The sequence below is a fragment of the Cryptosporangium sp. NPDC051539 genome, assembly GCF_044454545.1.
GTDB lineage: Bacteria > Actinomycetota > Actinomycetes > Mycobacteriales > Cryptosporangiaceae > Cryptosporangium.
In genome coordinates, this window is sequence record NZ_JBITDV010000025.1 from 17,887 (window position 1) to 40,496 (window position 22,610).

The following is a 22,610-nucleotide window of genomic DNA, read 5'->3' on the forward strand; positions in this document are numbered from 1 at the left end:
GATACGTAACATGCCGTCGTGAGACCCGTCGCGAAGGTCCCCGGCCAGGCCGGGCATGCGGCGCTGATCGGGTTCGCGGCCGGCCTGCTCACGTTTCTCTGCGGTGCGCCGTACTGGCACCACCACATCCCGGCGGCCGTGCTCACGTGCGCGGGCAGCGTCGGCTTCGCTGCGGCGGGCGGTCTGCTCCTCGACGCCGGCGACAGCCGCCGCCGGGTCGGCTACCTCCTTCCGGCCGGGGCCGTCTGCGGCTCGCTGGCCTGGACGGTGTCCTGGAACAGCGGTCCGTGGCCGCAGATCTCGTTCTACGCCCAGGGAATGTTCTACGTCCTGGCCGGCTACGCGGTGCTGTCGTTCCCCGGCGGCCGGCTGACCGGCCGCGCCGAACGCGGCTGGGTGGCGTTCAGCCTGACCGTCCTGCTCGGCGGCCAGTTCGTCGTCGCACTGGTGTCCCCTCCGGAGTGGAACGGCCTGGCCCCGGACGTGTTCTGGCCGCACCTCACGACCGAGCGCTGGGTCTTCGACCGGGTGATCCAGATCGTGATCGGTGGCCAGGTGATCCTGGCCGCCTGGTACATCGCGCTCCTGGTCCGGCGGGCCCGGCGGCTGTCGGCCCTCGACCGGCCGTCCGCGTTACCGGTGCTGCTGGTCACCGGCGTCTTCGGCGTCATCGCCGCGGTCCTCACCGCCCACTCCGACGCCTGGACCGAGCTCGACGCGCTCCTGTCGTTCTACGTCGTCCTCACCGGTGTCGCGACCGCGGTGCCGCTGACCCTGCTCTCCGGCGCGTTGCGGGAGCGCTGGCGCGAGGTCGACGCGCCGCACCGGGTGGTGCGGATGACGTCGTCGACGACCTCCATCGGAACCGTCCGGGACGCGCTGGCCGCGGCGCTCCACGACCCGCGGCTGCGGCTGCTGTTCTGGGTGCCCGCCGAGCAGAACTACGTCGACCGCAGTGGCCGGGCGTTCCGCGAGAAGACCGGCTCCGGCCGCTGGTGGGCCGAGGCCCGCACCGACGAGCATCAGCCGCTGGCGCTGGTCGAGCTCGACGACGGTCTGCGACGGCGTCCGGGAATGGTGGACGCGGTGCTCCGCGCCGGCAGCCAGGCTCTCCTGACCGCACAGTTGCAGGCAGTCGCCACCGCTCAGCTGGAACAGGTCCTCGCGGCCCAGGCGCGGGTGGGGGAGCGGGAGACCGCCGAACGTCTGCGACTGGCCAACGACCTGCGGGCCGGTGCCCAGCAGCGCCTCGCGGCGCTGGCCGACCACCTCGGCCGGCTGGCCGACGCCGGATTGCCCGACCCGTCGGGATCGGCCGCCGCGTCCTGCCGCGACGAGGTGATCGCCACGATCGGCGACCTGGAGTCACTGGCCCTGGGGTTGCGTCCGGCGGTGCTGCGCACCGATGGTCTGGGTCCGGCGTTGGCCGAGGTCGCCGATCGGCTCCGCCTGTCCGTCCGGTTCGTCGTGGACGCGGGACGCACCCCGCCCGCGGTCGAGGCGACGACGTACTTCGCGCTGTGCGAAGGCCTGACCAACGTGGCCAAATACGCCCCGGGCGCGCGGGTGAGCGTCGAGATAAAGGTCGTGAACGGGTGGCTGCACGGCACGGTCACCGACGACGGGCCGGGCGGAGCCAGGCTGGTGCCGGGCGGCGGGCTGGCCGGCATCGACGCCCGCATCCGGGCCCTGCACGGCCGGACCACCCTGGAGAGCGTGCCCGGTGCCGGCACCCGCCTGCACCTCCGCCTGCCCTCGGTCCGGTCCGCTCCCTCAGGGGTGTAGGAGGGCTTTGACGGCTCGGCGTTCGTCCATGGCGCGGTAGCCCTCGGCGGCCTGCTCCAGCGGGAGCTCCAGGTCGAAGACGCGGCCGGGATCGATCGTCCGGTTGCCGATCAGCTCCATCAGCTCGGGCAGGAACCGGCGCACCGGTGCCGGACCGCCGTGCAGGTGCACCAGCGACCAGAACATCTCCAGGCCCGACAGGCTGACGTCGTGGGTCACGCCCACGAACCCGACGTGTCCGCCGGCCCGTGCGGAGCGGATGGCCTGCGTCATCGACTCCTGCGTGCCGACCGCCTCGATCACCGAGTGCGCGCCGAGGCCGCCGGTCAGTTCTTTGACGCGCGCGACTCCCTCCTCACCCCGCGAGGTGACGAGATCGGTGGCCCCGAAGTCGAGCGCCAGCTTCTGCCGCGACTCGTGCCTGCTCACCGCGATGATCCGCTCGGCGCCGAGCTGCTTCGCGGCCAGCACGCCCAGCAGGCCCACCGCACCGTCGCCGACGACCGCGACGGTCTTGCCCGGACCGGCCTCGGCCGCGACAGCGGCGAACCAGCCGGTGCCCAGCACGTCGGAGGCGGCCAGGTAGCTCGGGATCAGCTCGGCCGGGGGCACTTCGGGCGTCGCGACCAGCGTGCCGTCGGCCAGCGGCACCCGCAGGTACTCGGCCTGCGAACCGAGCGAGCCCATCCCCACCCGGTGCACGCAGCCGCTCTGGTACCCGGACAGGCAGATCTCGCAGGTGTTGTCCGAGGCCCAGAACGAGCCGACGACGAACTGGCCCGGCCGCACGCCGGTGACCTCGCTCCCGACCTCCTCGACGATCCCGACGTACTCGTGGCCCATCGGCGCCGGGCCGTCCATCGTCTGGATACCGCGGTACGGCCAGAGGTCGGAGCCGCAGACACAGGCTGCCGACACCCGGATGATCGCGTCGGTCGGCGCCTCGATCCGCGGGTCGGCCCGGTCCTCGACCCGGACGTCGCCGGGAGCATGCAGAACTGCACCACGCATGACATTCCTTTCGCAGTGGACGAGTTCAGACAACCTCGCGACGAATTCCTGCGAAAGGCACTGACGAAACGTGTACCAGCAGTACATCCATCCCAGGCCGGCGCCGGGCGTCGTACGGTCGGAAGGGTGAACAATAGAGCCGAGGTGCACCTGCGGACGGCGGCCGGTATCGACCCGCACTACAAGGCTCTGCACGACCTGGTCGGCGAGCTGTCCACCCGCAGCGACGACTTCCGCCGCCGCTGGGGTTCGCACGACGTCCGGCTCCACGGCACCGGGGTGAAACACTTCCGGCACCAGGTCGTGGGGGACCTGGAGCTCGCCTACGAGACGATGGACCTGGTGGCCGAGCCGGGGCTCAAGATGACCATTTACGCGGCCGAGCCGAACTCGCCGACCGCGCACGCCCTCACTCTGCTCGCGTCCTGGGCCGCGACCCCGACCTCAGCGGAATCCCTCGAATCCCCGCGCTGAGCCGCCGGGCCTCGGCACGGCCGGTGCCGCTCCTGCGAAGCCGCGGGCCGAGGGTCAGGTTCGCGGCTGGATTCCGCGGACTCCCTCGATGAACAGGTCGAGGCCGAGTGCGAAGTACGCCGGCTCGTCACCGCAGACGGTGAAGGCGTCTGCGGACGCCACCACGTTCGGGAAGCGCTCCGGCGACAGCGCGGCGAACGCGGACTTCTTCAGGCGCAGACGCTCCTCCCGCAGCGCGGGCTCCTCACCCACCATCAGGCCGGGCTTGCGCGTCACCATCGAGATGATCGAGTGCAGCGCGTGACCGGCCAGCTGAGCCGCCTGCTCGGCGCTGAAACCGGCGTCGCGCAGCAGGCCGAGCGCGTGCTCGGCGATCTCCATGCCGCGCTCGGAGAGCAGCACCCGGATCTCGACCAGTTCGGCCACGGCCGGGTGCGCGTCGAGCACCACGAGCAGCGCCGACAGCACGCCGCGCAACTCGAGGTACCACGGCTCGTCCGGGGTGCGGGCAGGTAGCACCACGTCGGCCAGCAACTTCTCGGCGACACCGTCGAGCAGCAGTTCTTTGTCTTTGAAGTGCCAGTACAGGGCCATCGGTGTCACGCCCTGGTCCTGGGCCAGCCGGCGGATGGTCACGGCCTCGAGCCCCTCCGCGTCGGCCAGGGCGATCGCGCACTCGACGATCCGCTCGCGGCTCAGCCGCTCCTTGACTGCTGTGTCACTCCGCCGCCGCGCCATGGTTGACAACTATACGACGTACATGTTTGCCTGTCACCGTTCCTATACGACGTACATGTACTGCGTACACGACGACAGGCGAAACGATGCGACGCAGCCCCTGGGCCACCCTTGCGGTGCTCGCCCTAGCTCAATTCATGGTGGTTCTGGACGTGACGATCGTGAACGTCGCGCTCCCCGACATCCAGAAGGACCTGCAGTTCACCCCCGACAACCTGCAGTGGGTGATCAGCGCCTACACGCTGGTGTTCGGCGGATTCCTGCTCCTCGGCGGCCGGGCCGCCGACCTGCTCGGGCGCCGGCGCCTCTTCGTCGTCGGCCTGGCGCTCTTCGCGGCCGCCTCGCTCGGCGGCGGGCTCGCGCAGTCGCAGGAGGTGCTGATCGCGGTGCGGGCCGTGCAGGGCCTGGGCGGCGCGCTGCTCTCGCCGGCGGCACTGTCCATTCTCACGGTCACGTTCGCCCACGGCCGCGAGCGCAACATCGCGCTCGGGATCTGGGGCGGCCTGGCCGGGCTCGGCGGAACCCTCGGCGTCATCGCGGGCGGCGTCCTCGTCGACAGCGCCGGCTGGGAGTGGGTCTTCTTCGTCAACGTGCCGATCGCGGTCGCGCTGATCGTCGTCACGCCGCGGATCATCCGCGAGAGCAGGGTCGAGACCGAGGGCCCGCGGACGTTCGACGCCGCCGGTGCGGTGCTGGCCACGGGCGGCGTGCTGGCGCTGATCTTCGGCGTGATCCGGGCCGAGCCGCTCGGCTGGAGCTCGGGCGAGGTCGTCGGTTCGCTCGTCGCCGCGGTGGTCCTGCTGGCGGCGTTCATCCTGGTCGAGCGCAGGAGCCAGGCTCCGCTGGTGCCGATGCGGCTGTTCCGCTCCCGCGGCATGAGCACGGCCACCGCGGTGCTCGCGTTGAACGGGGCCGCGTTCCTGGCCATGTTCTTCCTCAGCGCGATCTTCCTGCAGCAGGTCCGCGGCCTGTCGGCGCTCGACACCGGCCTCCAGTTCCTCCCGATGGGCGTGGCCGCGATCGTGGCCGCGGTCGGCGCCTCCCAGCTCGTGGCCCGGATCGGCACCCGGCCGGTGATGCTCGGCGGCGCGGTGCTCAGCGTGATCGGGTTGTGGCTGCTCACCCACGCCGGCGCGAGCGGCAACTACGCCACCGACCTGCTGCCCGGTTTCCTGCTCTTCGGCGTCGGCATCATGGGCGTCAGCATTCCGGCGCAGATCAACGCCGTCGCGGACGTGCAGCACGACGACGCGGGCGCGGCCTCCGGAGTGGTGACGGCCGGCTACCAGGTCGGCGGCGCGCTGGGTCTGGCGATCATCACCACGATCTCCACCTCCCGGGTCACCGACCTGGTGGCGGGCGGCGGCGATCCGGTGAACGCACTGGTCGAGGGCTTCCACCGCGGGCTGCTGGTGGCGGCCGTCTTCGCCGGCGTCAACCTGGTGATCGCGCTGACCTCACCGCAGCTGGTGCCGGACGCCGAGCAGCTGGCCGAGGCCGTCGCGGCCTAAGACCGGCCGAGGTACTGCTCCAGCAGAGCATGAACGGCCTTCTTCTCGACGTCGTCCAGCGGCGCGAGCGGGGGCCACGTCGACGGGGAGTCGATCCAGCCCCGGTAGACGAGCGCTTCCTTGAACGCGCCGAGCGCACCCGCGGTGAACCCGACGCGGGTGCGGTCGGCGACGTCGACGATGCCGAACAGGCGGGTCAGCCGGGCCTGCTCGGCGGTGGCGGCGGCCCGGTCGCCGGCTCGCGCGGCCTCGTACAGCCGCACGTACCCGGCCGGGTCGACGTTGCCCAGGCCGGGCACGATTCCGTCGGCGCCCAGTTCCAGTGCGACGTCGGCCAGCACCTCCGAGCCGGTGAGCACCGCGAACGGCAGGCCGCGAACGGCCTCGACCACCGTGCGCATACCGGCCAGATCGCCGCTGGAGTCCTTCAGCCCGACCGCGTAACCCTCCCGGGCGATCGCGATCGAGACCGACGGCTCCAGCCGCACGTGGGTCGCCGACGGGATGTCGTAGGCGACGACCGGCAGCTCACCGCCCGCCAGCACCTCGAAGTGCGCCAACACCTCGGCCGGGTGCGGTGCCACGTAGAACGGGACGGTCGCGACGATCGCCGCCGCCCCGTGCGCGGCCGCCGGACGCGCGGCCTCGAGCACGCGGGCCGTGCCGGTCTCGATCACTCCGTACAGCACCGGCACCCGCCCGGCCGCCGCCTCGACGGCGACATCGAGGGCGGCCAGGCGCGTCGACGCGTCCAACAGAGCGGTTTCTCCGGAGGAACCGCCGACGAACAGGCCGCTCACCCCTTCGTTCACCAAGTGGTGACAGAGCCGGGACAGGGACGCGCGGTCCAGCGCGCCGTCGGCACCGCGGGGCGTGCAGACCGGAGGGATGACACCGGAGAGCGTCATACGGCTTCCCTTTCCAGAACGGGTGCGTCCTCGTCCTGCGGACGAGCCAGCCGCCGGGGAACGTCGAACGCGACGAGCAGCGCGGTGACCACCGCGAGCACGCAGGCGAGCAGCGCCATCGCGTGGCCGAGGCCGAGCGAATCGGCGATCCGCGCGCCGGCCAGCGGAGCGACCGCGCCACCGAGCGCGCCGACGTTGTACGTGAAACCGAGGCCGGCGGCGCGGATGCGGACCGGATAGTGGTCGCCGATGAACTTCGGCAGCAGCCCGGACGAGCCCTGGCCGGTGGCCTGCAGCGCGAACAGCAGGATCCAGACGAGCACGATCTGACCGCTCCCCAGCGCGAACGCGGGGAAGACCAGCACGGCGGCGATCAGCAGCCCGATCGAGTACGTGGTGCGGGTGCCGAACCGGTCGCCGAGCAGGCCCGCGACGCAGGACCCGACCGCGTAACCGAGCCCGGCCCAGGTCAGTGCGTTGGCGACCTGTCCGGCGTCGTAATGCAGCTCGGTCTTGAGGTAGGTCGGCAGCAGCGACTGGATCGGCCAGGAGGCCAGGAACGCGCAGAAGACGACGGCCATCAGGCCGACGGCCATCGGCCACAGCCGGCCCGACAGTTGCACCGCGAACGTGACGAACCCGGCGATGACGACGAGGATCAGCAGCGGATAGAACGGGCCGGCGTGCCCGCTGAACAGCAGCACCAGAGAGACGCCGATCAGCACGCTGACGCTCAGCGTGAGCGGGGTCCGGCTGCCGCCGAGCAGCACCGCGGCGCTGCTCTTCCCGGTGGGCCGGTTCTGCTCCCACTCGTGCGCCTCGGGCAGGCTGCGCCGCAGGTACAGCGCGAACAGCGCGGGAACGGCGCCGAGGACGAAGAGCCAGCGCCACGACGTGTGCGGCACGATCAGCGCGTAGGCGCGGGCGGCCAGGATCCCGCCCAGCGGATAGGCCGAGAGCAGGAACCCGGTCGCGCGGTTGCGCAGCGCCCGGGGCCACGACTCCATCACGAACGTCGTGCTGGACCCGTACTCGCCGGCCATGCCCAGGCCGACGATCGCGCGGAACGCGAACAGCGACCAGTAGCCCCACGACAGTCCGCAGAGCAGGCTGCCGGCCGCGAACAGCAGGATCGACGTGATCATCGCGGGCTTGCGGCCGAACCGGTCACCGAGCGCGCCGAGGGCCAGCCCGCCGAACCAGCGGGAGACGAACGCGGCGCTGACCAGCGTGGCCGCCACCGGAAGGCTGAGGTCGAATTCCTGGCTGATCTCGGTGAGCACGAGCGTGATGAGGATGAAGTCGAACCCGTCGAGCAGGTAGCCGAACCAGGCGGCCAGGAACGCTCGCCGTTGCGCGGGGGCCAACTCGCTGAGCTTCGTCGGTGACATCGCCGTCTCCCGGATTGTAGGACGTCCTACGTACTACAGTGACGGACCATAGGCCGAACACCTTTCGGAGGCAAGAGGTGCGCCCTTCCCGCAGCGCTGAGCTGGCCGACGCGATCGTGGAGCTGATCACTGATCAGGACCTCGCCCCGGGCGCGCCGCTGCCGACCGAGGCGCGCCTGACCGCGGAGTTGCAGACGAGCCGCGGCCCGCTGCGCGAAGCGATCAAGGCTCTGCAGGCGCAGGGCATCGTCGAGGTACGGCACGGGTACGGCACGTTCGTCGCACCGGCCAGCGCGGAGGCGCTGCTGCCCTGGCTGACGTTCCGTGCGCGTTCCACCGACACGCTGGCCGACCTGCTCGACCTGCGGGAGGTGCTGGAGGCGGGGCTGACCCGGCGGCTGGCCTCGTCCGGCGTGGCCACCGTGACCGTGGACGCTCTGCGGGCGTGCGTCGCGACGATGGCTGCCGGCGCCCACGACTCCGCCGACGCCGACTGCCGGTTCCACGAGATCCTCTGCGAGGCGGCGGGCAACAACCTGGCCAAGGACTTGATCGGCGTGTTCTGGCGCGCCTACGCCACCGCTGAGCCCTCGATCGGGGTGCGGTCGGAAGACGCGTCGGCGCTGGCCGAACGTCACGAGCGGATCGTCGACGCGGTGCTCACCGGCGACTCCGACGCGGTCGAGGAGGCCGTGCGGCGCCACTTCGACGAGGTCCGCGACCGCCTCGGCCGCCGGGCCTAGCCGACGACGCCGACAGGCAGAATCCTCCGCAAGAACGGCCGAGGGCCGATGAGCACCGTATGAGACGTGTGCCGGCCTGGCTCGCGCCGGCATGGGCGGCTGCGTGCGGCCTGCCCGCTGCCTTCGAGCCGGGCAGTACGTTCGCCCACGTCTCCTACCTGATCGGCTTCGGCACGCTGGTCGTGCTGGGGTGGATCCGGCTGCGCGCGATCGTCGGGCCCGCGCGTTCCGGCTACGGGCTGATCGTCGGTGCGCTCTCGGTCTGGCTGGCCGGGGACCTGCTCGCCGACGTGCTCACCCGGATCGTCGGGCCGTTCGGCGACGTGAGCCCGTCCGACGTGCTCTGGGTCAGTGGCTATCCGCTGCTCACGATCGGGCTGGTCTGGCTGGTGCGGTTGCGCACGCCGGGCCGCCTGCGCGAGAGCCTGATCGACGCGCTGGCGATGGGCATCGTGATGGCGTGGTTGTGCTGGCAGTTCCTGATCCTGCCCGCGGCCGAGAACCGGCGGATGTCGCTCGGAGTCGTGTTCGGGGCGATCTACCCACTGGGTGACGTCGTGCTGTTCGCGGTCGTGATGATCCTGGTGCTCGCGCCCGGTTCGAAGCGGGGCCCGGCGGCCTACCTGGTCGGAGCGCTGGCGCTCACGCTGCTCGGCGACGTCACGATCTCGATGCTGCCCGCGGTCTTCGACAACCTGAGCCGCACCGTGCAGGCCGACCGCCTGGACGGCGTGCTGCTGGTGGCGAACAGCCTGTTCGTCGGGGCGATCCTGCACTCCGACGCGGTCCGGATCGCCGAACCGGGCCCGGTGCGCGACCAGCGGCTGCACCCGGCCCGGGCCGTTCTGCTGGGGATCGCGCTGGCCACGATGCCGCTCTTCGCCGGGTTCAACCGGTTCAGCTCCGCGGTCAGCCGGGGGTCGCTGGTCGTGTCGATCGTGGTGCTGACGTCGCTGATCCTGTTCCGGTTCGTCCTGCTGGTGCGGGAGCAGGAGGCGGCGCGAGCCGCGCTCGCGCACCAGGCCCACCACGACCTGCTGACCGGTCTGGCGAACCGGCAGGCGCTGCACACGGTGCTGGACCTGGCCATCGACAGCCGCCGGAACAGCTACGGCCCGGTGCTCTTCTACCTGGACCTCAACGGGTTCAAACAGATCAACGACCGGTACGGGCACGCGGCCGGCGACGCCGTGCTGATCGAGGTCGCCCGGCGACTCGGCCAGACGCTGCGCAGCGGTGACGTCGCCGCCCGCCTGGGTGGTGACGAGTTCGTCGTGGTCGCCGAAAGCCTCGAGACGTTTGCCGAGACCGACGCGCTGGCCGAGCGGCTGCGCAGCCTCGGCGCCGAACCGGTGATCTGGAACGACGAGGAACTGTTCGTCGGGGCGAGCGTCGGGGTGGCCGCGGCCGGTGACTTCGAAACGCCGGAGGCCGACCGCCTGCTGGCCGCGGCGGATGCCGACATGTACCGGCACAAGGGGGCCAGGGTCCTAGGGCGCACGGGAGCCCCGGGCGGCTTCCTGCTCGACCAGCACCGCTAGGTCGTCCAGGCGGTGCAGGCCCTGCAGGGGCCGGCGCATGCGGTGGTTGGCTCTCAACGCGTCTTCGTGGCGGGCCAGAAAACTCCAGTACCCGGCCGTGTACGGGCACGCGTTGTCGCCGGTCCGCACTTTCGGGTCGTAACGGCAGGGTTTGCAGTAGTCGCTCATCCGGTTGACGTAGGCGCCGCCCGCCGCGTACGGCTTCGTGCTCATCCGGCCGCCGTCGGCGAACTGGCTCATCCCGACCACGTTCGCGGTCATCACCCACTCGTACCCGTCGACGAAGCAACGGTGGAACCAGTCCGCGACCGCGGCCGGCCGCCAGCCGCGCTGCATCGCGTAGTTGCCGAGCACCATCAGGCGGGGGATGTGGTGCACCCAGCCGTGGTCGCGGACACCCTTCAGCACGTCGGAGAGGCAGCGGGCCCCGACCGCGTCCGCGTCCAGTTCGGCGAACCATTTCGGCAGCTCACGCCGGGCGCGCAGCTCGTTGGCCGCCCGGTACTCCGGCTCGAAGTACCAGTACAGGTGCCAGACGAAATCGCGCCAGCCGAGGATCTGCCGGATGAACCCCTCGGTGCTGTTCAGGGGCGCCGAGCCGTCGCGGTAGGCCTGTTCGGCCCGGTGGATCACCTCGAGCGGATCCAGCAGGCCGAGGTTGATGGCCGGGCTGAGCATGCTGTGCGCCATCCACGGATCGCCCGCCAGCATCGCGTCCTCGTAGGGGCCGAACGCGGGCAGCCGGTGCTGCACGAAGTGCCGCAGCCGCGCGAGCGCCTCGCGGCGGGTCGCCGGGAACCGGCGCGGGCCGTCGTTGCCGACGAACTCGATGCCGTCGTCGCGCTCCCACCGGTCGAGGTCGGCGCGGACCTCCGCGTCGATGTCGTCCTCGGCGATGGCGGGCGGCTCCGGGACGTCCATCCGGCGCGGCGGTGGCTCGCGGTTGTCGGCGTCGTAGTTCCACCGGCCACCGGTCGGCTCGCCGCCGTCCATCAGCACGTCGTGATTCGCTCGCGCGAACCGATAGAAGTCCTCCAGCCGGAGGTGGTTGCGGCCCTCGGCCCAGCTCACGAAGTCGTGGGGCGCGGTCACGAAGCCGCGCGGCGGCAGCATCTCGACGTCCGGGAGCCGTTGGACGAGGGCCCGCGCGGCGCGTGAAGTCGGGTGGCAGACGCTGACCGGCTCGGTCAGGGCCTCGGCGTAGGTCTCGGTGCGGACCAGCCGGGTGTTCGCGTCGGTGGCGCGGTGCCGCAGCGCGGAGAGCACGAGGTGCGCCTTCTGCCGGTGGAACGCCCGGCGCCGGAACACCGCCTTGGACTCGACGAGCAGCACGGGCTGGTCGGGTGAGTCGAGGAAGTGCGGGCCCAGTTGATCGGCGAACAGCCAGCGGGGTTTCATCACCGTTCGCTTACCCCGCTGACGCCGTTGCATTCACTCTGTACTGTAGAGTTCTCTACGAGGAGGAGAGAAATGGACCTGGAAGAGCTGCGGGAGCGCGTGCGGTCGGACCGGCGGACGGTCACCGCGCCGCTGATGGTCTTCGGAGTGCTGGTGCTGGTGCACTTCGGGCTCGTGTTGCTGGCGGGTGCGGCCGGTGCGCCGGTGCGGCACAGCCTCGCGCTGGTGTACTGGCCGGTGGCGGGTGCCGTCGGGTTGTTCGTGCTGTGGCGGCACGCTCATCGGGTGGCCGAGCGGACGGGCGTCGGCGAGGGCCCGCGGTCGTACCGGCCGATCGCGATCGGGTACCTGGTGAGCCTGCCGCTGCTCGCGCTCCTGTTCATCCCGGCGTTCTTCGCCGGCATCTGGGCGCCGCTGGTGTGGCCGGCCGCGATCCTCGCCGCGGTCGGGGTGCGTCAGCGCAACACGACGCTGAAGAAGGTCGCGAAGTGGCTCGCGTTCCTCGGCGCCGTCCAGCTCCTGCTGGTGCTCGTCGCCGCGGCGGTCGGCGACGCCGCCGTCTGGGCCGCGATCGGCCTGGGGCCGCTCGCCGGGCTGGCCCTGGTCGGCGCCGCGGTCGTCCGGACCCGCCGTGCGCCCCGCGCCGTCCATGCCTGATGCGGACGCCGAGGGTCCGCACCCGGCACTCGGCCTGGACGACGTCGTCCACCAGAAGACCCGGCTGGCGTTGCTGACCGTGCTGGACGAGGCCGGGCGGGCCGACTTCCCGTACCTGCGCCGCACGCTCGGGCTCACCGACGGCAACCTCGGGCGGCACCTCGACATCCTGGCCGAGCAGGGGCTGATCGAGCTCGAGAAGGGTTACGAGGGACGCCGTCCCCGCACCTGGGCCTCGATCACCCCGGCCGGCGAACAGGCCCTGGCCGCCGAGATGCGCCTGCTCGCGTCGCTGCTGGCCCGGTTCAACGACAAGAACCCGCGTTCCTAGCGGTGCAGGCGGAATCGCCGGCGCCGGGGAGCGGGCTGGTCCTCGCCCGCCAGGTAGCCGGTTCCCGGCGGGGGAAGGCAGGACCCCGGTTTCACCAGACCGGTCTGGTACGCGGCCGCGATCGCCTGCGACCGGTCCCGCAGGCCGAGTTTCATGAGGACGCGTCCCAGATGCGTCTTGACCGTGGCCTCGCCGATGAACAGGTGGGCGGCGATGTCGGAGTTCGACAGACCGTGCGCCGCGAGCACGAGGACGTCGAGTTCGCGCGAGGTCAGCTCCTGCATCTCCGCCGGAGCGGGCAGCCGCGGCTCCGGACGCGCGGCGAACTCGCTGATCAGCCCGCGGGCCACGGCCGGATCGAGCCAGGCGTCGCCACCGGCGACGGTGTGGATCGCCTGGCCCAGTTGCACCGGAGCCGAGTCCCGGAGCAGGAAACCGGACGCCCCTCCGCGCAGTGCCGCGTACACGGCGTCGTCCACGTGGTAGGTGGTCAGGATCAGCACCTTGATCGGCTGGTCCGGGCCGGAGAACTCGTCGCTGGTGATCTGCTTGGTGGCCTCGATGCCGTCCATCCCCGGCATCCGGACGTCCATCAGCACGACGTCCGGGCGGAGGCTCCGCGCCTGCTCGACGGCCTGCGCCCCGTCGCGGGCCTCGGCGACGATCTCGATGCCGGGCTCGGTCGACAGCAGCAGGCGAATGCTGGTGCGCGACATCGTCTTGTCGTCGGCGATCAGTACTCGGACGGACGATCCGTCCGCTGGTGAGGACCGGGACTGCTCCTGGGCTTGGGTCATCGGGACGAAGCCGCCATTTCCACTAGTTCGTTGGCTGTCTCCGTGCTCAACGGAGTACGGGTGCGCAGCGGTAGACGGGCGCTCACGCGGAAGCCGGTCGGCAGCGGTCCGGCATCGAGCCGGCCGCCGATGTACTTGACTCGTTCGCGCAGGCCGGTGAGGCCGTTGCCGGTGGAGATGCCGCGCTCGTAGGACGGAGGTGTTCCGCCGCCGTCGTCGGTGACGTCGATGTCGAGGTGGTCGGCCCACCGGATGCTCACCGTCGCGTGTGCGCCCGGCCCGCAGTGCTTGGTGACGTTGGTGAGCGCCTCCTGGACGATTCGGTACGCGGTGAGATCGACGCTCGGGTCGGCCGGAGACGGCGTGCCGTCGACGGTGAGGAAGGCGTGCACGCCGGTGCTGCGGACGCGGGCGAGGAGGGCGTCGAGCTGATCGAGGCCCGGTGACGAGAGCTCCTCCTGCCGGTCGGCCGGCCCGACGACGCTGAGCATGCGGCGCAGCTCGTCCATGGTCTGCACGCCGAGGTCCTCGATGTCTCGGAGAGCGGCCGCGGCGCGGTCGGGCTCGTGGCTCACCATCCGGCCGGCGGCGGCCGCTTGCAGGACGATAACGGTGACCGAGTGGGCGACGATGTCGTGCAGCTCGCGGGCGATCCGCAACCGCTCGCCCATCGCCGCTTCCCGCGCCTCGGACTCCCGCCGGGTCTCCAGCGCCCTCATCCGGGCGTGCATCGAGTATCTCCACTGGCCGACCACCCAGAAGCCGACGCCGATCACGACGTAGAGGCTGACCGCGTTGGTCAGGTCGGACGCCGTCCGTTCCGGGCCGATCTCCCGGTAGGCGAGATGCGCCTCCCACACCAGGGGAACACACGAGAGGCACAGCGCCAGGACGCCGAGGGCGGGATGACGGCGGGAGGCGAGTGTGTAGAGCGCGAGGAGCACGGTGATCGTCGGCAGGTAGTCGAACGCCGAAGCCACGGAGGTGACGATCGCGTGCACGACGAGAGCGTGGAGCCAAACGACCCCGAAGACGACGATCGGCGCCCGTCGTCGATACAGCAGCGGAACGCCTCCGAGAAGCCAGAGGACGAGCACGAGAATGGTTCCGGCCGTCGTGTAGTCGGGGTTACGGAGATCGGAGGGCGAGAAGACCGCGAGATCCACGACCAGCCAGGCGGCCGTGAGCAGAGGGTCGGACCGGAGTGTGCACCAGCGTCGCAGCGCGGCGAACGTGTTCCGCGAGACCGTGGACACGGTCATACCGACTCCCCGGGGTACGCCGGCCTCCGGGGAGCGTTGAAATCGCCGATCAGGCAGCAGACGGGACGGAAGGGCGTGGCAGCGGAGTTCAGTACCGTGATCGAGCCCGTGGTTTGGCGGTAGGTGAGTGGACCGTCGATCGCGGAGGTCGTCGGTTCGGTACCGGCCGCATGCGCCGGGGTGGCCACGGCGAGAGCGATCGTGAGTGCGGCCGATCCGATCAGCCACTGCGCAATCGACGTGCGAGTCGAGTGGGTAGTCATGTCTGTTCCTTCGTGAGAGCCAGCCGTCCGATTCCTGCTTTCTTCATATTCAAGGCTTTTAAGGGATTTGCGGCGTCCCGCCTGCGCGGGAGCGAGGGGTCCACCGGAAAGGGGACGCCGGGCTCGAAGGTCCTACCGGGGTCGGATGCGGCCTCAGGGCCGGAAGGTGATGTCGCCGGGCTCGCGGCTACGGATGCACTGGCGGACGCGGGGGCCAGATCGGGCGGGTGAAGTCGATTCCGAACGTCTGTACCGGGACGTAGCCCTGAATGTCCGAGATGAAGCCGGCGCCGGCATTCGCCTGGCCGGGCAGCAGGTGGTCGATGGGTGTGTCGATCGACCAGCCGTAAACCGGGTCTGCGGCGACGAGCGCCGGGGGAGCGTCGGACGTCGGCCAGGTGTCCGCGTGGGCCGGGCTGGGGCAGGCCAGCACGGCGGCCACGGAGGCCGCGAGTACCAGTGCGTGGCGCGTGATGCGGGGCGTCATGGCGTTCTCCTGGGTGATGCGTTGTGGCCGGGCGGGATGAAAACCATGAAACAGAACAAAAGCCACGTTGGAGTCACTGGACGATCGGATATCCAGTTCATCCTTTTGGTGGAGTTTACGAGTAAAGATCCATCGTTGGTCACGGTGCGCCACGCGCGGCCGGACGTCACTCCACGAGCGCCTGGGTGCCGAGGACGATCGCCAGGTCCAGGCGGTCGGCGTCCTCGCTACCGGGCTCGGCGGTGTAGACCATGATCCGCAGGTCGTCGAGTGCGACGACCAGCGTGTCGCAGTCGAGCGTGATCCGGCCGACCGCCGGGTGCTCGACGCTCTTGTGGCGCGACGGTTCGCGGGACGACACCGGCGCGTCGCCTTCCCAGAGTTCGGCGAACTGCGGGCTCAGCGTCCGGAGCTCGCCGACCAGGCGTTTCAGAGAGCGGTCGGCCGGATACCGGGACGCGGTCCGGCGCAGGTCGGCGACCAGACCGGCCCGGAACTCGGCGTACTCGTCGGCGGTGTGGACCGTGCGGTTGCCGCCGCCGACCAGGTGCCGCCAGACCGCGTTGCGCTCGATCCCGCGCAGGCCCGACACCTCGCCCATCAGCGCTTCGTAAGGGGCGTTCGCGACCAGCACGGTCCAGGTCGCGTCGTAGACGACCACCGGCGTGTGCGCCAGCCGGTCGAGCAGCCGCTGGACGCTCGGCGGGATCCGCGTCGGCACGACGTCGGGCCCGGGAGCGGCGTGCCCGGCCAGCTCGTACATCAGGTCACGCTCGGCGTCCGAGATCCGCAGTGCCCGGGCGAGCGCCTCGACGACTTGCGCCGACGGGGACGTGGCCCGGCCCTGCTCGAGGCGGGTCAGGTAGTCGGCCGAGATGCCGGCGAGCCCGGCCAGCTCCTCCCGGCGCAGCCCGGACGCCCGCCGCCGCCCACCGGCAGCCAGGCCGACCGCCGAGGGCGCGACGCGGTCCCGCCATTTCCGCACCATCCGGCCGAACTCCCAGGGTTCCACCTGGTCAGTGTGTGCCACGCCCCCACGGTTGTCGTGGCCCCGGCAGTCCTACGAAGTGGGGACGCCGTCAGCCGAGCGCGTAGTGCCCGCGCATCGCGGCGACCGGAAACTCCGGGTTCGCCGCGGCCGTGGCGGCGACCCGTTCGCCGTCGTCCGCGGTGAGCTCGACGAGCCGCTCCGGCGGTAAGCCGGCGCTGCGGGCGGCGGCCACCCGGACGTCCGGATGACCGTCGCGGCTGAGACGGGCGAGCAGTTCGGGTCCGGCGTCCGGATCGAAGGCGGCGAGCAGGCGCAACGGCGGGTGCGGGTCCGCGGCGTAGACCGCGAGGCCCTCGGTCGGGAAGCCGGGCTTGTGCGGCAGCGCCGCGCGGCCGGCGCCGGAGTACTCGAGGTAGCTCCGGAGGAGCACCCGCGGTGGCGGCGCCGGTTGACGCAGCGCGAGCAGCACGCGGACGCCCAGATCGGGGTCGTCGGCGAGTGCGGCGAGCTGCGCCGGGGTCAGGTCGGTGCGCCGGGCCACCGCCTGCCTGACCTCGGGTGCCGGGTGCGCGAGCAACCGGGTCACCACCTCGGGCGGCAGGCTCGGGCTGTGTGCCATCGCGCTGTGGTCGCGGGTCGTTCCCCGGGCCAGCACCCAGTCGATCGTGCGGGCGGAGATCGGGCCGAGCAGCGGGTAGCCGAGGCGGTGCCCGCGCAGCCAGAGGTCTTCCGGCTCGGACGGTGGCCGGGGCGGCGCGACGCTGACCGCGGCGCCGGTTCTCGGCCAGCGCCATCCGGACGTTCACCGTCGGGTGGTGCAGCATCGCGTCGACCAGCTCGGACGGCAGGTCGCGCCGGTACCGGAGCGCCTGACGGACGTCGAACCCGTCGTCGAGGCCCGCCCCGGCGATCAGGCGACGACCCGCCTCCGGCCGGGCCGGATTCCGGCATCCTGAGCTCATGCGTAACTGGAAGCTGGCGTTGATGGTCGCCGGCGGTGGCGTCGTCGGTGCCGCCGTGCTGTTCGCGGCCGGTTCGGGGCTCGCCGGGGTGCTCTTCCTGGTCTGGTTCCTCGGCTGCGCGGCGGTGTCGTCGCCGCTGCTCGTCCGGTCGGTGAGCGACGCCGAGGCGCGCGGCGACGGCCGGCCGATCGTCTACTGGCGTCCGGGGTGTCCGTTCTGTCTGCGGATGCGGGTGCGCCTGGGGTTGACCGGGCGGCGGGCGAACTGGGTCAACATCTGGAGCGACCCGGCCGGGGCGGCCGCGGTGCGCGCGGTCGCCGGCGGCAACGAAACCGTGCCGACCGTCGTGACCGCTGCCGGGGCCCACGTGAACCCGCCGGTGGCCGAGGTCCGCGACTGGTTACGCGCCGCCTGAGCTCCGGGCCTGCGCCACCTGGCGGCCCAGGTCGGACGTCGGGAAGCGATCGAGCATCGCGCGGACCTCGGCCGCGTCGGCGTTGGCGCCGAACAGTTCGGAGCCGGGCTGCAGCCGGACGCCCTCGGCCAGTGGCCCGGCCACGACCGGGTCGAAGCCGAGCGCGTCGACGAGTTTTCCGGCCTCGTCGAGGTCTCCGTCCCCGGCGATCGCGATCGCTTTGCGGTGCGGTTCCCCCGCGGGACGGGCCTCGGCCTCCAGGTCGTGGTAGCCCATGTGGTTGAACGCCTTCACGACCCGGGATCCGGGCAGGAACGCCTGCACGATCTCGCTGGACGTCGTCCGCGGGTCGGTGAGGTCGTCGCGGACGCCGTCGATCTCCCACCAGTAGTTCATCGCGTCGATCACGAGCTTGCCGCGCAGTGCGTCCACCGGGATCGAGCGGTACTTACCGAGCGGGAGCGCGAGGACGACCACCTCTTGAGCGGCCGCTTCGGTGGCCGTCACCGCGCGGGCCCCCGGCGCCAGCACCTCCACGATCAGCGCGATCTTCGACGGGTCGCCGGAGCCGGCGATCTGCACCTCGTACCCGGCGGCGACCGCGAGCCGCGCCAGGACCGTGCCGACCTTGCCGGCTCCGAGGATCCCCAGCGTCGTCATTCCGCGACCATCTCACGCACCATCGGCATCACTTTCGCACCGAACAGCTCGACGGCCCGCGTCCGGGCGCTGACCGGCTGCGCACCGGCGGTGTAGATCATGTCGAAGCGGCCCACGCCGAGCGTCTTCACCGCGTCGGCGATCCGGCGGGCCACGGTCTCCGGTGCCCCGACGTACATCGAGCCACCGGTCACCTCGGCGTCGAACTCGGCGCGCTGCAGGGGCGGCCAGCCGCGCAGAGCGCCGATCCGGTCGCGCTGGACCTTGTAAGCCGGGTAGAACAGCTCCTTGGCCTCCTCGTCGGTGTCGGCGACGAAACCCGGGGAGTGCATCCCGACCGGGTGCGGGGTCGTGCCCAGCTGCTCGGCGGCCCGGCGGTAGAGGTCGATGTACGGCCCGAAGCGTCCGGCGGGGCCGCCGATGATCGCGAGCATGAGCGGCAGCCCGTACCGGGCGGTGCGCACGACCGACTGCGGCGAGCCGCCGACGCCGACCCAGGTGTCGAGGCCGTTCTCGGTCTTCGGGAACACGTCGGCGTCGTCGAGCGGGGCCCTGGTCGTGCCGTTCCACGTGACCGGCTTCTCGTCCAGCAGCGCGGCGAACAGGTCGAGTTTCTCCTCGAACAGCACGTCGTAGTCGCTCAGGTCGTAGCCGAACAGCGGGAACGACTCGGTGAACGAACCGCGGCCCAGGATCACCTGCGCGCGGCCGTCGGACAGCGCGTCGACGGTCGCGAAGCGCTGGAACACCCGCACCGGGTCGTCGGAGCTGAGCACGGTCACGCCGGAGGCGAGCTTGATGCGCTGCGTCCGGGTGGCGATGCCGGCGAGAACGGTCTCGGGCGTGGAAATCGAGTACTCCGGGCGGTGGTGCTCGCCGAGCGCGATCACGTCGACGCCCAGTTCGTCGGCGAGCACGGCCTCGTCGACGACCTGCCGGATCGCCTGCGCGTGGCTGAGCGGCACGCCCGCGTCGTCCACGGGTACGTCGCCGAACGTGTCGAGACCCATGACCAGGTCGGTCATCGCACTGCCCTCCGATTACGCGATATCATTGACACGTCAATCAACTGGAGGAGGCCGATATTCCCAGGGCCCGGCGGCTGCCGACGCGCGAGGAGCTCGCGGTCTGGCGCGATTTTCTCGAGACCACCGAAGTGCTGCGTACGGTGCTCGGCGCCCGCCTGCAGAACGACACCGGGCTCTCGACCGGCGACTACACCGTGCTGCTGGCGTTGAGCGAAGCCGAGGGGAACCGGCTCCGGTCCTCCGAGCTCGCGGCCCGGATCGAGTGGGAGCGCTCGCGCCTCTCGCACCACCTCGGCCGGATGGAGCGTCGAGGGCTGATCCGGCGTGAGCAGTACGTGGCCGACAGCCGCGGCGCCGAGATCGTCCTCGAACCGCGCGGGTCGGAGGCGTTCCGCGGTGCCACCGTGCCGCACCTGACCGCGGTCCGCGAGCTGTTCGTCGACGCGCTGACCCCGGAGCAGCTGGCCGCGGCGGGCGACCTCGCCGCCACCCTCCGGGAGCACCTCACGCGTTGAGCCGCCACGGCCGCCGCCGGCCACGGCGCTCACAAGCCGATGCCGACGCCGACGATCCGGCTCCACGTCCGCTCCTGGGCGTCGGTCATCGCGGGCCAGGACGTGCCGCCGGGCCGGGGCCGGACTCTCGTGCCGTACGCCGCCGGACGGAACCCGGGGTCGAAGAAACACCCGGAGGGGCAGGACTCCGCGATCGACCGCGGTGACGGCTTCCGGCCGGTGCGCACCCAGGCGTCCAGCGCCGCGAGCGCCGTGACGTACTCGGCGCCGCTCAGCCCGCCGTGCTCGGTCTCGGTCGTGAACGTCTGGACGAGGTCACCGCCCCGGAACGTCGCCCGGTACGCGGCCTCGTTCTCCACGAACACCTGCGGGTCACCGATCGCGTGCAGGGTCAGGACCGGCGCGGACACCAGGCCGGTGAGGTCGCTGTCGTAGGAGAGATCCCGGCGGGCGGTCGGGTCGGCGTCGAATCGCTCCACCCCGGCGTTCAGCGCCTCGTCGTCGTGCGACCCGGTGTAGCGCACACCCCGGTTGCTGAACGGGTTCCGGCCGCCGAGCCGGTTGTCGACGATGTCGGGCAGCAGGGTCGTCGCGTACTGCCAGTGCACGTCGAGTGCCCGCTCCGGGATCCGGGTGACGGCCAGTATGTCGTCCCGGTCGCGGCCGGTGCACTCGTCCAGCGGTTTGTCGTGGCAGTAGTACCGGTAGACGATCCGCAGGTCGACGCGGGCGTCGTACCCGCGCGACCCGCCGGCCAGCAGCCCGTTCGTGAGCAGCACGCCGTCCCACGAGCGGGGGTAGAGCTCGGCCGCCTTCGCGGCGACGTTCCCGCCGTAGGACTCGCCGTGCAGGTACGTCCGGGCCGGTCGGCCGTAGCGGGCGACGAACAGCCTGCGCACGTTCTCGGTGTCGGCCGCGGCCATCCGGACGCCGTACCCACCGCGCCGGTACGAGGACGCGGCCCAGGCGTAACCCTGGTCGAGCACGACTGCTGAGGGCTCCGGACGGTACGTGGCCAGATCGGGGCCGCCGTGGGCGAACACGACGAGCGCACCGTTCCAGTTCCTCGGGACGGCCATCGTGTAGAAGGCGCCGTTCGCGTCGGTTCCGGTGTGGAGCGTGACCGCCGACGGCGCCGCGCCGCCGAGCGTCAGCAGGAGCACGGTGGCGATCGCGGCCGACCAGGGCCGTCTCACCCGTGGTCGGTGGCCCAGGCGCAGATCGCGGCCAGGGGCTCCTGGAGCGTTTTGCCCAGCGGGGTAAGCGCGTACTCGACGTGCTGCGGCGCCGTTTCCTTCAGGACCCGCCGCTCCACCAGGCCGTCGTGCTCCATCTCGCGCAGCGTCGAGGTGAGCACCTTCTGGGTGATGCCGGCGACCCGGCGGCGCAGTTCCGCGTGCCGCTGCGGACCGGCCAGCAGCGCGTAGATCACCAGTACCCGCCATTTGGACGCGAGCCGCTCCAGCGCCTGCCGGGTGGTGCAGCTCTCCTCGAGCACGTCCGGGATCACGAGCGACATCCACACCCTCCGATGGGCACCTCGAAGTGCCTTCTGTCCGGCCGGACCCTCCCAACTTAGCGTTGCGGCATGAACGAGAAACGGGTGACGTTCTCCGCCGACGGCCTCACGCTGGTCGGGTCGCTCCGCCCGGCCGGGGCACCGACGGTCGTGCTGACCGGGCCGTTCACCGGCGTGAAAGAGCAGGTCGCCGGCCGGTACGCGACGATGCTGCACGAACGCGGGATCACCACGCTCGCGTTCGACCACCGCGGGTTCGGCGAGAGCGAGGGGCGGCGCGGGCACGAAGACAGCCAGGGAAAGCTCGCCGACCTGCGGGCCGCGGTGGACTTTCTCGACACCGACCGGGTGGCGGTGGTCGGAGTGTGTCTCGGAGGTGGGTACGCGCTGCGCGCGGCCGCGGGTGATCCCCGGATCCGGGCCGTCGTCGGAATCGCCGGTGGGTACAACAGCCCGGCACGGTTCGCGGCCTCCGATCCCTCGGGGTACCGCGGCGCGTTGCGGTCGTTCGTGGACCGGTACGACGAGACGCTTCCCGCCGTCGCACCCGACGGCGGCGAGGCCGCGATGGGCGGTGCCGAGCCGTTCGCCTACTACGGCACCGCGCGGTCGGCCGCCGCGCGGTGGGAGAACCAGGTCACCTACGGTTCCCTTCATTCCTTGCTGACGTTGGACGCGCTGGCCGCCGCGTCGCTGCTGCACGGGGTTCCGTTGCTCGTCGTACACGGTCGCGAGGATGCCTATTGCTCGCCGGACTTGGCGGCGGAGGCGTTTCGGCTGGCGCCGGGGCCGAAGGAGATCCGGTGGCTCGAGGCGACGCAGCACATCGACCTGTACGACGCCGAGCCGTACGTCACACAGGCGGCCGACGCGGCGGCGGAGTTCCTGCACGGGCACCTCGGATAGGTGTTTATGCTGCTGGGACGCGCGGCGGGGGGGCGCGGCCCGGTGTCCGGTGTCGTGAAGGTCCGCGGTCGACACGGGGAAGGACAGCATGACCGCGCCCTATTCAGGCGACCCACCTCGCCGGTACGACGGCTATTCGCCTCCCGACGCCCGCCCCACGAACCCCCCGGGCGGTCAGCCCCTTCCGGGCGGTCAGCCCCTCCCGGGCGGTCAGCCCTTGTCGGGCGGTCAGCCCCTCCCGGGCGGTCAGCCCTTGTCGGGCGGTCAGCCCCTCCCGGGCGGTCAGCCCTTGTCGGGCGGTCAGCCCCTCCCGGGCG

Annotated in this window: 24 protein-coding genes and 2 pseudogenes; 11 read left to right on the forward strand and 15 right to left on the reverse strand. The window is 71.6% G+C overall.

Translation table 11 applies throughout. The features are described from left to right. The first annotated feature begins 18 nt into the window (after positions 1-18). On the forward strand, positions 19-1,785 hold the full coding sequence (locus tag ACIBZJ_RS42415) for a sensor histidine kinase (RefSeq protein ID WP_395939287.1): 1,767 nt from the start codon (positions 19-21) through the stop codon (positions 1,783-1,785). Here ACIBZJ_RS42415 and ACIBZJ_RS42420 read toward each other — a convergent pair. After that, positions 1,774-2,796, reverse strand: a complete 1,023-nt coding sequence (locus tag ACIBZJ_RS42420) for a zinc-dependent alcohol dehydrogenase family protein (protein ID WP_395939288.1) — start codon at positions 2,794-2,796, stop codon at positions 1,774-1,776. The genes ACIBZJ_RS42415 and ACIBZJ_RS42420 overlap by 12 nt on opposite strands. Positions 2,797-2,946: 150 nt before the next feature. Here ACIBZJ_RS42420 and ACIBZJ_RS42425 point away from each other — a divergent pair. Continuing rightward, positions 2,947-3,270, forward strand: a pseudogene (locus tag ACIBZJ_RS42425) (transcriptional regulator); the annotation flags it as partial. A 54-nt stretch (positions 3,271-3,324) separates the two neighbouring features. On the opposite strand, the gene ACIBZJ_RS42430 reads toward ACIBZJ_RS42425, so the two are convergent. Continuing rightward, on the reverse strand, positions 3,325-4,008 hold the full coding sequence (locus tag ACIBZJ_RS42430; RefSeq protein WP_395939289.1) for a TetR/AcrR family transcriptional regulator C-terminal domain-containing protein: 684 nt from the start codon (positions 4,006-4,008) through the stop codon (positions 3,325-3,327). Positions 4,009-4,094: 86 nt separating this feature from the next. Between ACIBZJ_RS42430 and ACIBZJ_RS42435 the strand changes: the two genes are divergently transcribed. After that, positions 4,095-5,519, forward strand: coding sequence for an MFS transporter (locus tag ACIBZJ_RS42435; protein WP_395939290.1), 1,425 nt, complete (start codon positions 4,095-4,097; stop codon positions 5,517-5,519). Here ACIBZJ_RS42435 and ACIBZJ_RS42440 read toward each other — a convergent pair. Both ACIBZJ_RS42440 and ACIBZJ_RS42445 read right to left on the reverse strand, forming a co-directional pair. Beyond that, positions 5,516-6,427, reverse strand: a complete 912-nt coding sequence (locus tag ACIBZJ_RS42440) for a dihydrodipicolinate synthase family protein (RefSeq protein ID WP_395939291.1) — start codon at positions 6,425-6,427, stop codon at positions 5,516-5,518. The two genes, ACIBZJ_RS42435 and ACIBZJ_RS42440, sit on opposite strands and share 4 nt — an antisense overlap. Next, complete coding sequence (locus ACIBZJ_RS42445) at positions 6,424-7,818, reverse strand: sialate:H+ symport family MFS transporter (RefSeq protein ID WP_395939292.1); 1,395 nt, start codon at positions 7,816-7,818, stop codon at positions 6,424-6,426. The genes ACIBZJ_RS42440 and ACIBZJ_RS42445 overlap by 4 nt, the downstream gene beginning before the upstream one ends. Positions 7,819-7,895: 77 nt before the next feature. On the opposite strand from ACIBZJ_RS42445, the gene ACIBZJ_RS42450 reads away from it, so the two are divergent. Both ACIBZJ_RS42450 and ACIBZJ_RS42455 read left to right on the forward strand, forming a co-directional pair. After that, positions 7,896-8,561, forward strand: a complete 666-nt coding sequence (locus ACIBZJ_RS42450) for a FadR/GntR family transcriptional regulator (RefSeq protein ID WP_395939293.1) — start codon at positions 7,896-7,898, stop codon at positions 8,559-8,561. Between the two features lie 59 nt (positions 8,562-8,620). Beyond that, positions 8,621-10,102: a diguanylate cyclase domain-containing protein gene (locus ACIBZJ_RS42455; RefSeq protein WP_395939294.1), complete on the forward strand. Its 1,482-nt coding sequence runs from the start codon at positions 8,621-8,623 to the stop codon at positions 10,100-10,102. Here the strand turns inward: ACIBZJ_RS42455 and ACIBZJ_RS42460 are convergent. Next, a complete protein-coding gene (locus ACIBZJ_RS42460; protein ID WP_395939295.1) occupies positions 10,052-11,500 on the reverse strand; it encodes a cryptochrome/photolyase family protein in 1,449 nt (482 codons plus the stop codon). The two genes, ACIBZJ_RS42455 and ACIBZJ_RS42460, sit on opposite strands and share 51 nt — an antisense overlap. Before the next feature lie 72 nt (positions 11,501-11,572). Here ACIBZJ_RS42460 and ACIBZJ_RS42465 point away from each other — a divergent pair, with 72 nt between their 5' ends. Further along, positions 11,573-12,157 carry a hypothetical protein gene (locus ACIBZJ_RS42465; protein ID WP_395939296.1) on the forward strand — a complete coding sequence of 195 codons (585 nt, stop codon included), beginning with the start codon at positions 11,573-11,575 and terminating at the stop codon, positions 12,155-12,157. Continuing rightward, the gene (locus tag ACIBZJ_RS42470) at positions 12,150-12,488 is read left to right on the forward strand and encodes a transcriptional regulator (RefSeq protein ID WP_395939297.1); all 339 of its coding nucleotides are present in this window, start codon (positions 12,150-12,152) and stop codon (positions 12,486-12,488) included. Before ACIBZJ_RS42465 ends, ACIBZJ_RS42470 begins: the two co-directional genes overlap by 8 nt. On the opposite strand, the gene ACIBZJ_RS42475 is transcribed toward ACIBZJ_RS42470, so the two are convergent. The 5 genes from ACIBZJ_RS42475 to ACIBZJ_RS42495 all read right to left on the reverse strand — a co-directional run bounded on the left by ACIBZJ_RS42475 (position 12,485) and on the right by ACIBZJ_RS42495 (position 16,943). Continuing rightward, on the reverse strand, positions 12,485-13,285 hold the full coding sequence (locus tag ACIBZJ_RS42475; protein ID WP_395939298.1) for a response regulator: 801 nt from the start codon (positions 13,283-13,285) through the stop codon (positions 12,485-12,487). The genes ACIBZJ_RS42470 and ACIBZJ_RS42475 overlap by 4 nt on opposite strands. Next, positions 13,282-14,547 carry a sensor histidine kinase gene (locus tag ACIBZJ_RS42480; protein ID WP_395939299.1) on the reverse strand — a complete coding sequence of 422 codons (1,266 nt, stop codon included), beginning with the start codon at positions 14,545-14,547 and terminating at the stop codon, positions 13,282-13,284. The genes ACIBZJ_RS42475 and ACIBZJ_RS42480 overlap by 4 nt, the downstream gene beginning before the upstream one ends. Before the next feature lie 450 nt (positions 14,548-14,997). Then, a complete protein-coding gene (locus ACIBZJ_RS42485) occupies positions 14,998-15,297 on the reverse strand; it encodes a hypothetical protein (protein WP_395939300.1) in 300 nt (99 codons plus the stop codon). Between the two features lie 166 nt (positions 15,298-15,463). Then, positions 15,464-16,309, reverse strand: a complete 846-nt coding sequence (locus ACIBZJ_RS42490) for a helix-turn-helix transcriptional regulator (RefSeq protein WP_395939319.1) — start codon at positions 16,307-16,309, stop codon at positions 15,464-15,466. A 67-nt stretch (positions 16,310-16,376) separates the two neighbouring features. Beyond that, the gene (locus ACIBZJ_RS42495; protein WP_395939301.1) at positions 16,377-16,943 is read right to left on the reverse strand and encodes a hypothetical protein; all 567 of its coding nucleotides are present in this window, start codon (positions 16,941-16,943) and stop codon (positions 16,377-16,379) included. A gap of 160 nt (positions 16,944-17,103) precedes the next feature. On the opposite strand from ACIBZJ_RS42495, the gene ACIBZJ_RS42500 reads away from it, so the two are divergent. Together ACIBZJ_RS42500 and ACIBZJ_RS42505 are read left to right on the forward strand one after the other, a co-directional pair. Next, the gene (locus ACIBZJ_RS42500) at positions 17,104-17,244 is read left to right on the forward strand and encodes a hypothetical protein (protein WP_395939302.1); all 141 of its coding nucleotides are present in this window, start codon (positions 17,104-17,106) and stop codon (positions 17,242-17,244) included. Positions 17,245-17,248: 4 nt separating this feature from the next. After that, positions 17,249-17,665 (forward strand): glutaredoxin domain-containing protein, encoded by a 417-nt coding sequence (locus ACIBZJ_RS42505; protein WP_395939303.1) that lies wholly within the window; start codon positions 17,249-17,251, stop codon positions 17,663-17,665. Here the strand turns inward: ACIBZJ_RS42505 and ACIBZJ_RS42510 are convergent. Together ACIBZJ_RS42510 and ACIBZJ_RS42515 are read right to left on the reverse strand one after the other, a co-directional pair. Next, positions 17,651-18,325, reverse strand: a complete 675-nt coding sequence (locus ACIBZJ_RS42510; protein WP_395939304.1) for an NADPH-dependent F420 reductase — start codon at positions 18,323-18,325, stop codon at positions 17,651-17,653. The genes ACIBZJ_RS42505 and ACIBZJ_RS42510 overlap by 15 nt on opposite strands. Then, positions 18,322-19,350 carry an LLM class flavin-dependent oxidoreductase gene (locus ACIBZJ_RS42515; RefSeq protein WP_395939305.1) on the reverse strand — a complete coding sequence of 343 codons (1,029 nt, stop codon included), beginning with the start codon at positions 19,348-19,350 and terminating at the stop codon, positions 18,322-18,324. Before ACIBZJ_RS42515 ends, ACIBZJ_RS42510 begins: the two co-directional genes overlap by 4 nt. A 59-nt stretch (positions 19,351-19,409) precedes the next feature. Here ACIBZJ_RS42515 and ACIBZJ_RS42520 point away from each other — a divergent pair, with 59 nt between their 5' ends. Then, positions 19,410-19,868 (forward strand): MarR family winged helix-turn-helix transcriptional regulator, encoded by a 459-nt coding sequence (locus ACIBZJ_RS42520; RefSeq protein ID WP_395939320.1) that lies wholly within the window; start codon positions 19,410-19,412, stop codon positions 19,866-19,868. A 29-nt stretch (positions 19,869-19,897) separates the two neighbouring features. Here the strand turns inward: ACIBZJ_RS42520 and ACIBZJ_RS42525 are convergent, their stop codons facing one another. Further along, positions 19,898-21,064, reverse strand: coding sequence for an alpha/beta hydrolase family protein (locus ACIBZJ_RS42525; RefSeq protein ID WP_395939306.1), 1,167 nt, complete (start codon positions 21,062-21,064; stop codon positions 19,898-19,900). Continuing rightward, a complete protein-coding gene (locus ACIBZJ_RS42530) occupies positions 21,061-21,387 on the reverse strand; it encodes a winged helix-turn-helix transcriptional regulator (protein ID WP_395939307.1) in 327 nt (108 codons plus the stop codon). The genes ACIBZJ_RS42525 and ACIBZJ_RS42530 overlap by 4 nt, the downstream gene beginning before the upstream one ends. A 69-nt stretch (positions 21,388-21,456) precedes the next feature. On the opposite strand from ACIBZJ_RS42530, the gene ACIBZJ_RS42535 reads away from it, so the two are divergent. Further along, positions 21,457-22,293 (forward strand): alpha/beta hydrolase, encoded by an 837-nt coding sequence (locus ACIBZJ_RS42535; RefSeq protein WP_395939308.1) that lies wholly within the window; start codon positions 21,457-21,459, stop codon positions 22,291-22,293. Positions 22,294-22,396: 103 nt separating this feature from the next. Here the strand turns inward: ACIBZJ_RS42535 and ACIBZJ_RS42540 are convergent. After that, positions 22,397-22,610, reverse strand: a pseudogene (locus ACIBZJ_RS42540) (hypothetical protein); the annotation flags it as partial.

Bases quoted from the DNA above. Each gene is read 5' to 3' on its own strand.
- ACIBZJ_RS42470 (WP_395939297.1), top strand. From the start codon at position 12,150: ATGCCTGATGCGGACGCCGAGGGTCCGCACCCGGCACTCGGCCTGGAC.
- ACIBZJ_RS42430 (WP_395939289.1), bottom strand. From the start codon at position 4,008: ATGGCGCGGCGGCGGAGTGACACAGCAGTCAAGGAGCGGCTGAGCCGC.
- ACIBZJ_RS42505 (WP_395939303.1), top strand. From the start codon at position 17,249: ATGCGTAACTGGAAGCTGGCGTTGATGGTCGCCGGCGGTGGCGTCGTC.
- ACIBZJ_RS42435 (WP_395939290.1), top strand. From the start codon at position 4,095: ATGCGACGCAGCCCCTGGGCCACCCTTGCGGTGCTCGCCCTAGCTCAA.
- ACIBZJ_RS42515 (WP_395939305.1), bottom strand. From the start codon at position 19,350: ATGACCGACCTGGTCATGGGTCTCGACACGTTCGGCGACGTACCCGTG.
- ACIBZJ_RS42455 (WP_395939294.1), top strand. From the start codon at position 8,621: ATGAGACGTGTGCCGGCCTGGCTCGCGCCGGCATGGGCGGCTGCGTGC.
- ACIBZJ_RS42420 (WP_395939288.1), bottom strand. From the start codon at position 2,796: ATGCGTGGTGCAGTTCTGCATGCTCCCGGCGACGTCCGGGTCGAGGAC.
- ACIBZJ_RS42535 (WP_395939308.1), top strand. From the start codon at position 21,457: ATGAACGAGAAACGGGTGACGTTCTCCGCCGACGGCCTCACGCTGGTC.
- ACIBZJ_RS42480 (WP_395939299.1), bottom strand. From the start codon at position 14,547: ATGACCGTGTCCACGGTCTCGCGGAACACGTTCGCCGCGCTGCGACGC.
- ACIBZJ_RS42530 (WP_395939307.1), bottom strand. From the start codon at position 21,387: ATGTCGCTCGTGATCCCGGACGTGCTCGAGGAGAGCTGCACCACCCGG.
- ACIBZJ_RS42465 (WP_395939296.1), top strand. From the start codon at position 11,573: ATGGACCTGGAAGAGCTGCGGGAGCGCGTGCGGTCGGACCGGCGGACG.
- ACIBZJ_RS42445 (WP_395939292.1), bottom strand. From the start codon at position 7,818: ATGTCACCGACGAAGCTCAGCGAGTTGGCCCCCGCGCAACGGCGAGCG.
- ACIBZJ_RS42485 (WP_395939300.1), bottom strand. From the start codon at position 15,297: ATGACGCCCCGCATCACGCGCCACGCACTGGTACTCGCGGCCTCCGTG.
- ACIBZJ_RS42475 (WP_395939298.1), bottom strand. From the start codon at position 13,285: ATGACCCAAGCCCAGGAGCAGTCCCGGTCCTCACCAGCGGACGGATCG.
- ACIBZJ_RS42510 (WP_395939304.1), bottom strand. From the start codon at position 18,325: ATGACGACGCTGGGGATCCTCGGAGCCGGCAAGGTCGGCACGGTCCTG.
- ACIBZJ_RS42460 (WP_395939295.1), bottom strand. From the start codon at position 11,500: ATGAAACCCCGCTGGCTGTTCGCCGATCAACTGGGCCCGCACTTCCTC.
- ACIBZJ_RS42440 (WP_395939291.1), bottom strand. From the start codon at position 6,427: ATGACGCTCTCCGGTGTCATCCCTCCGGTCTGCACGCCCCGCGGTGCC.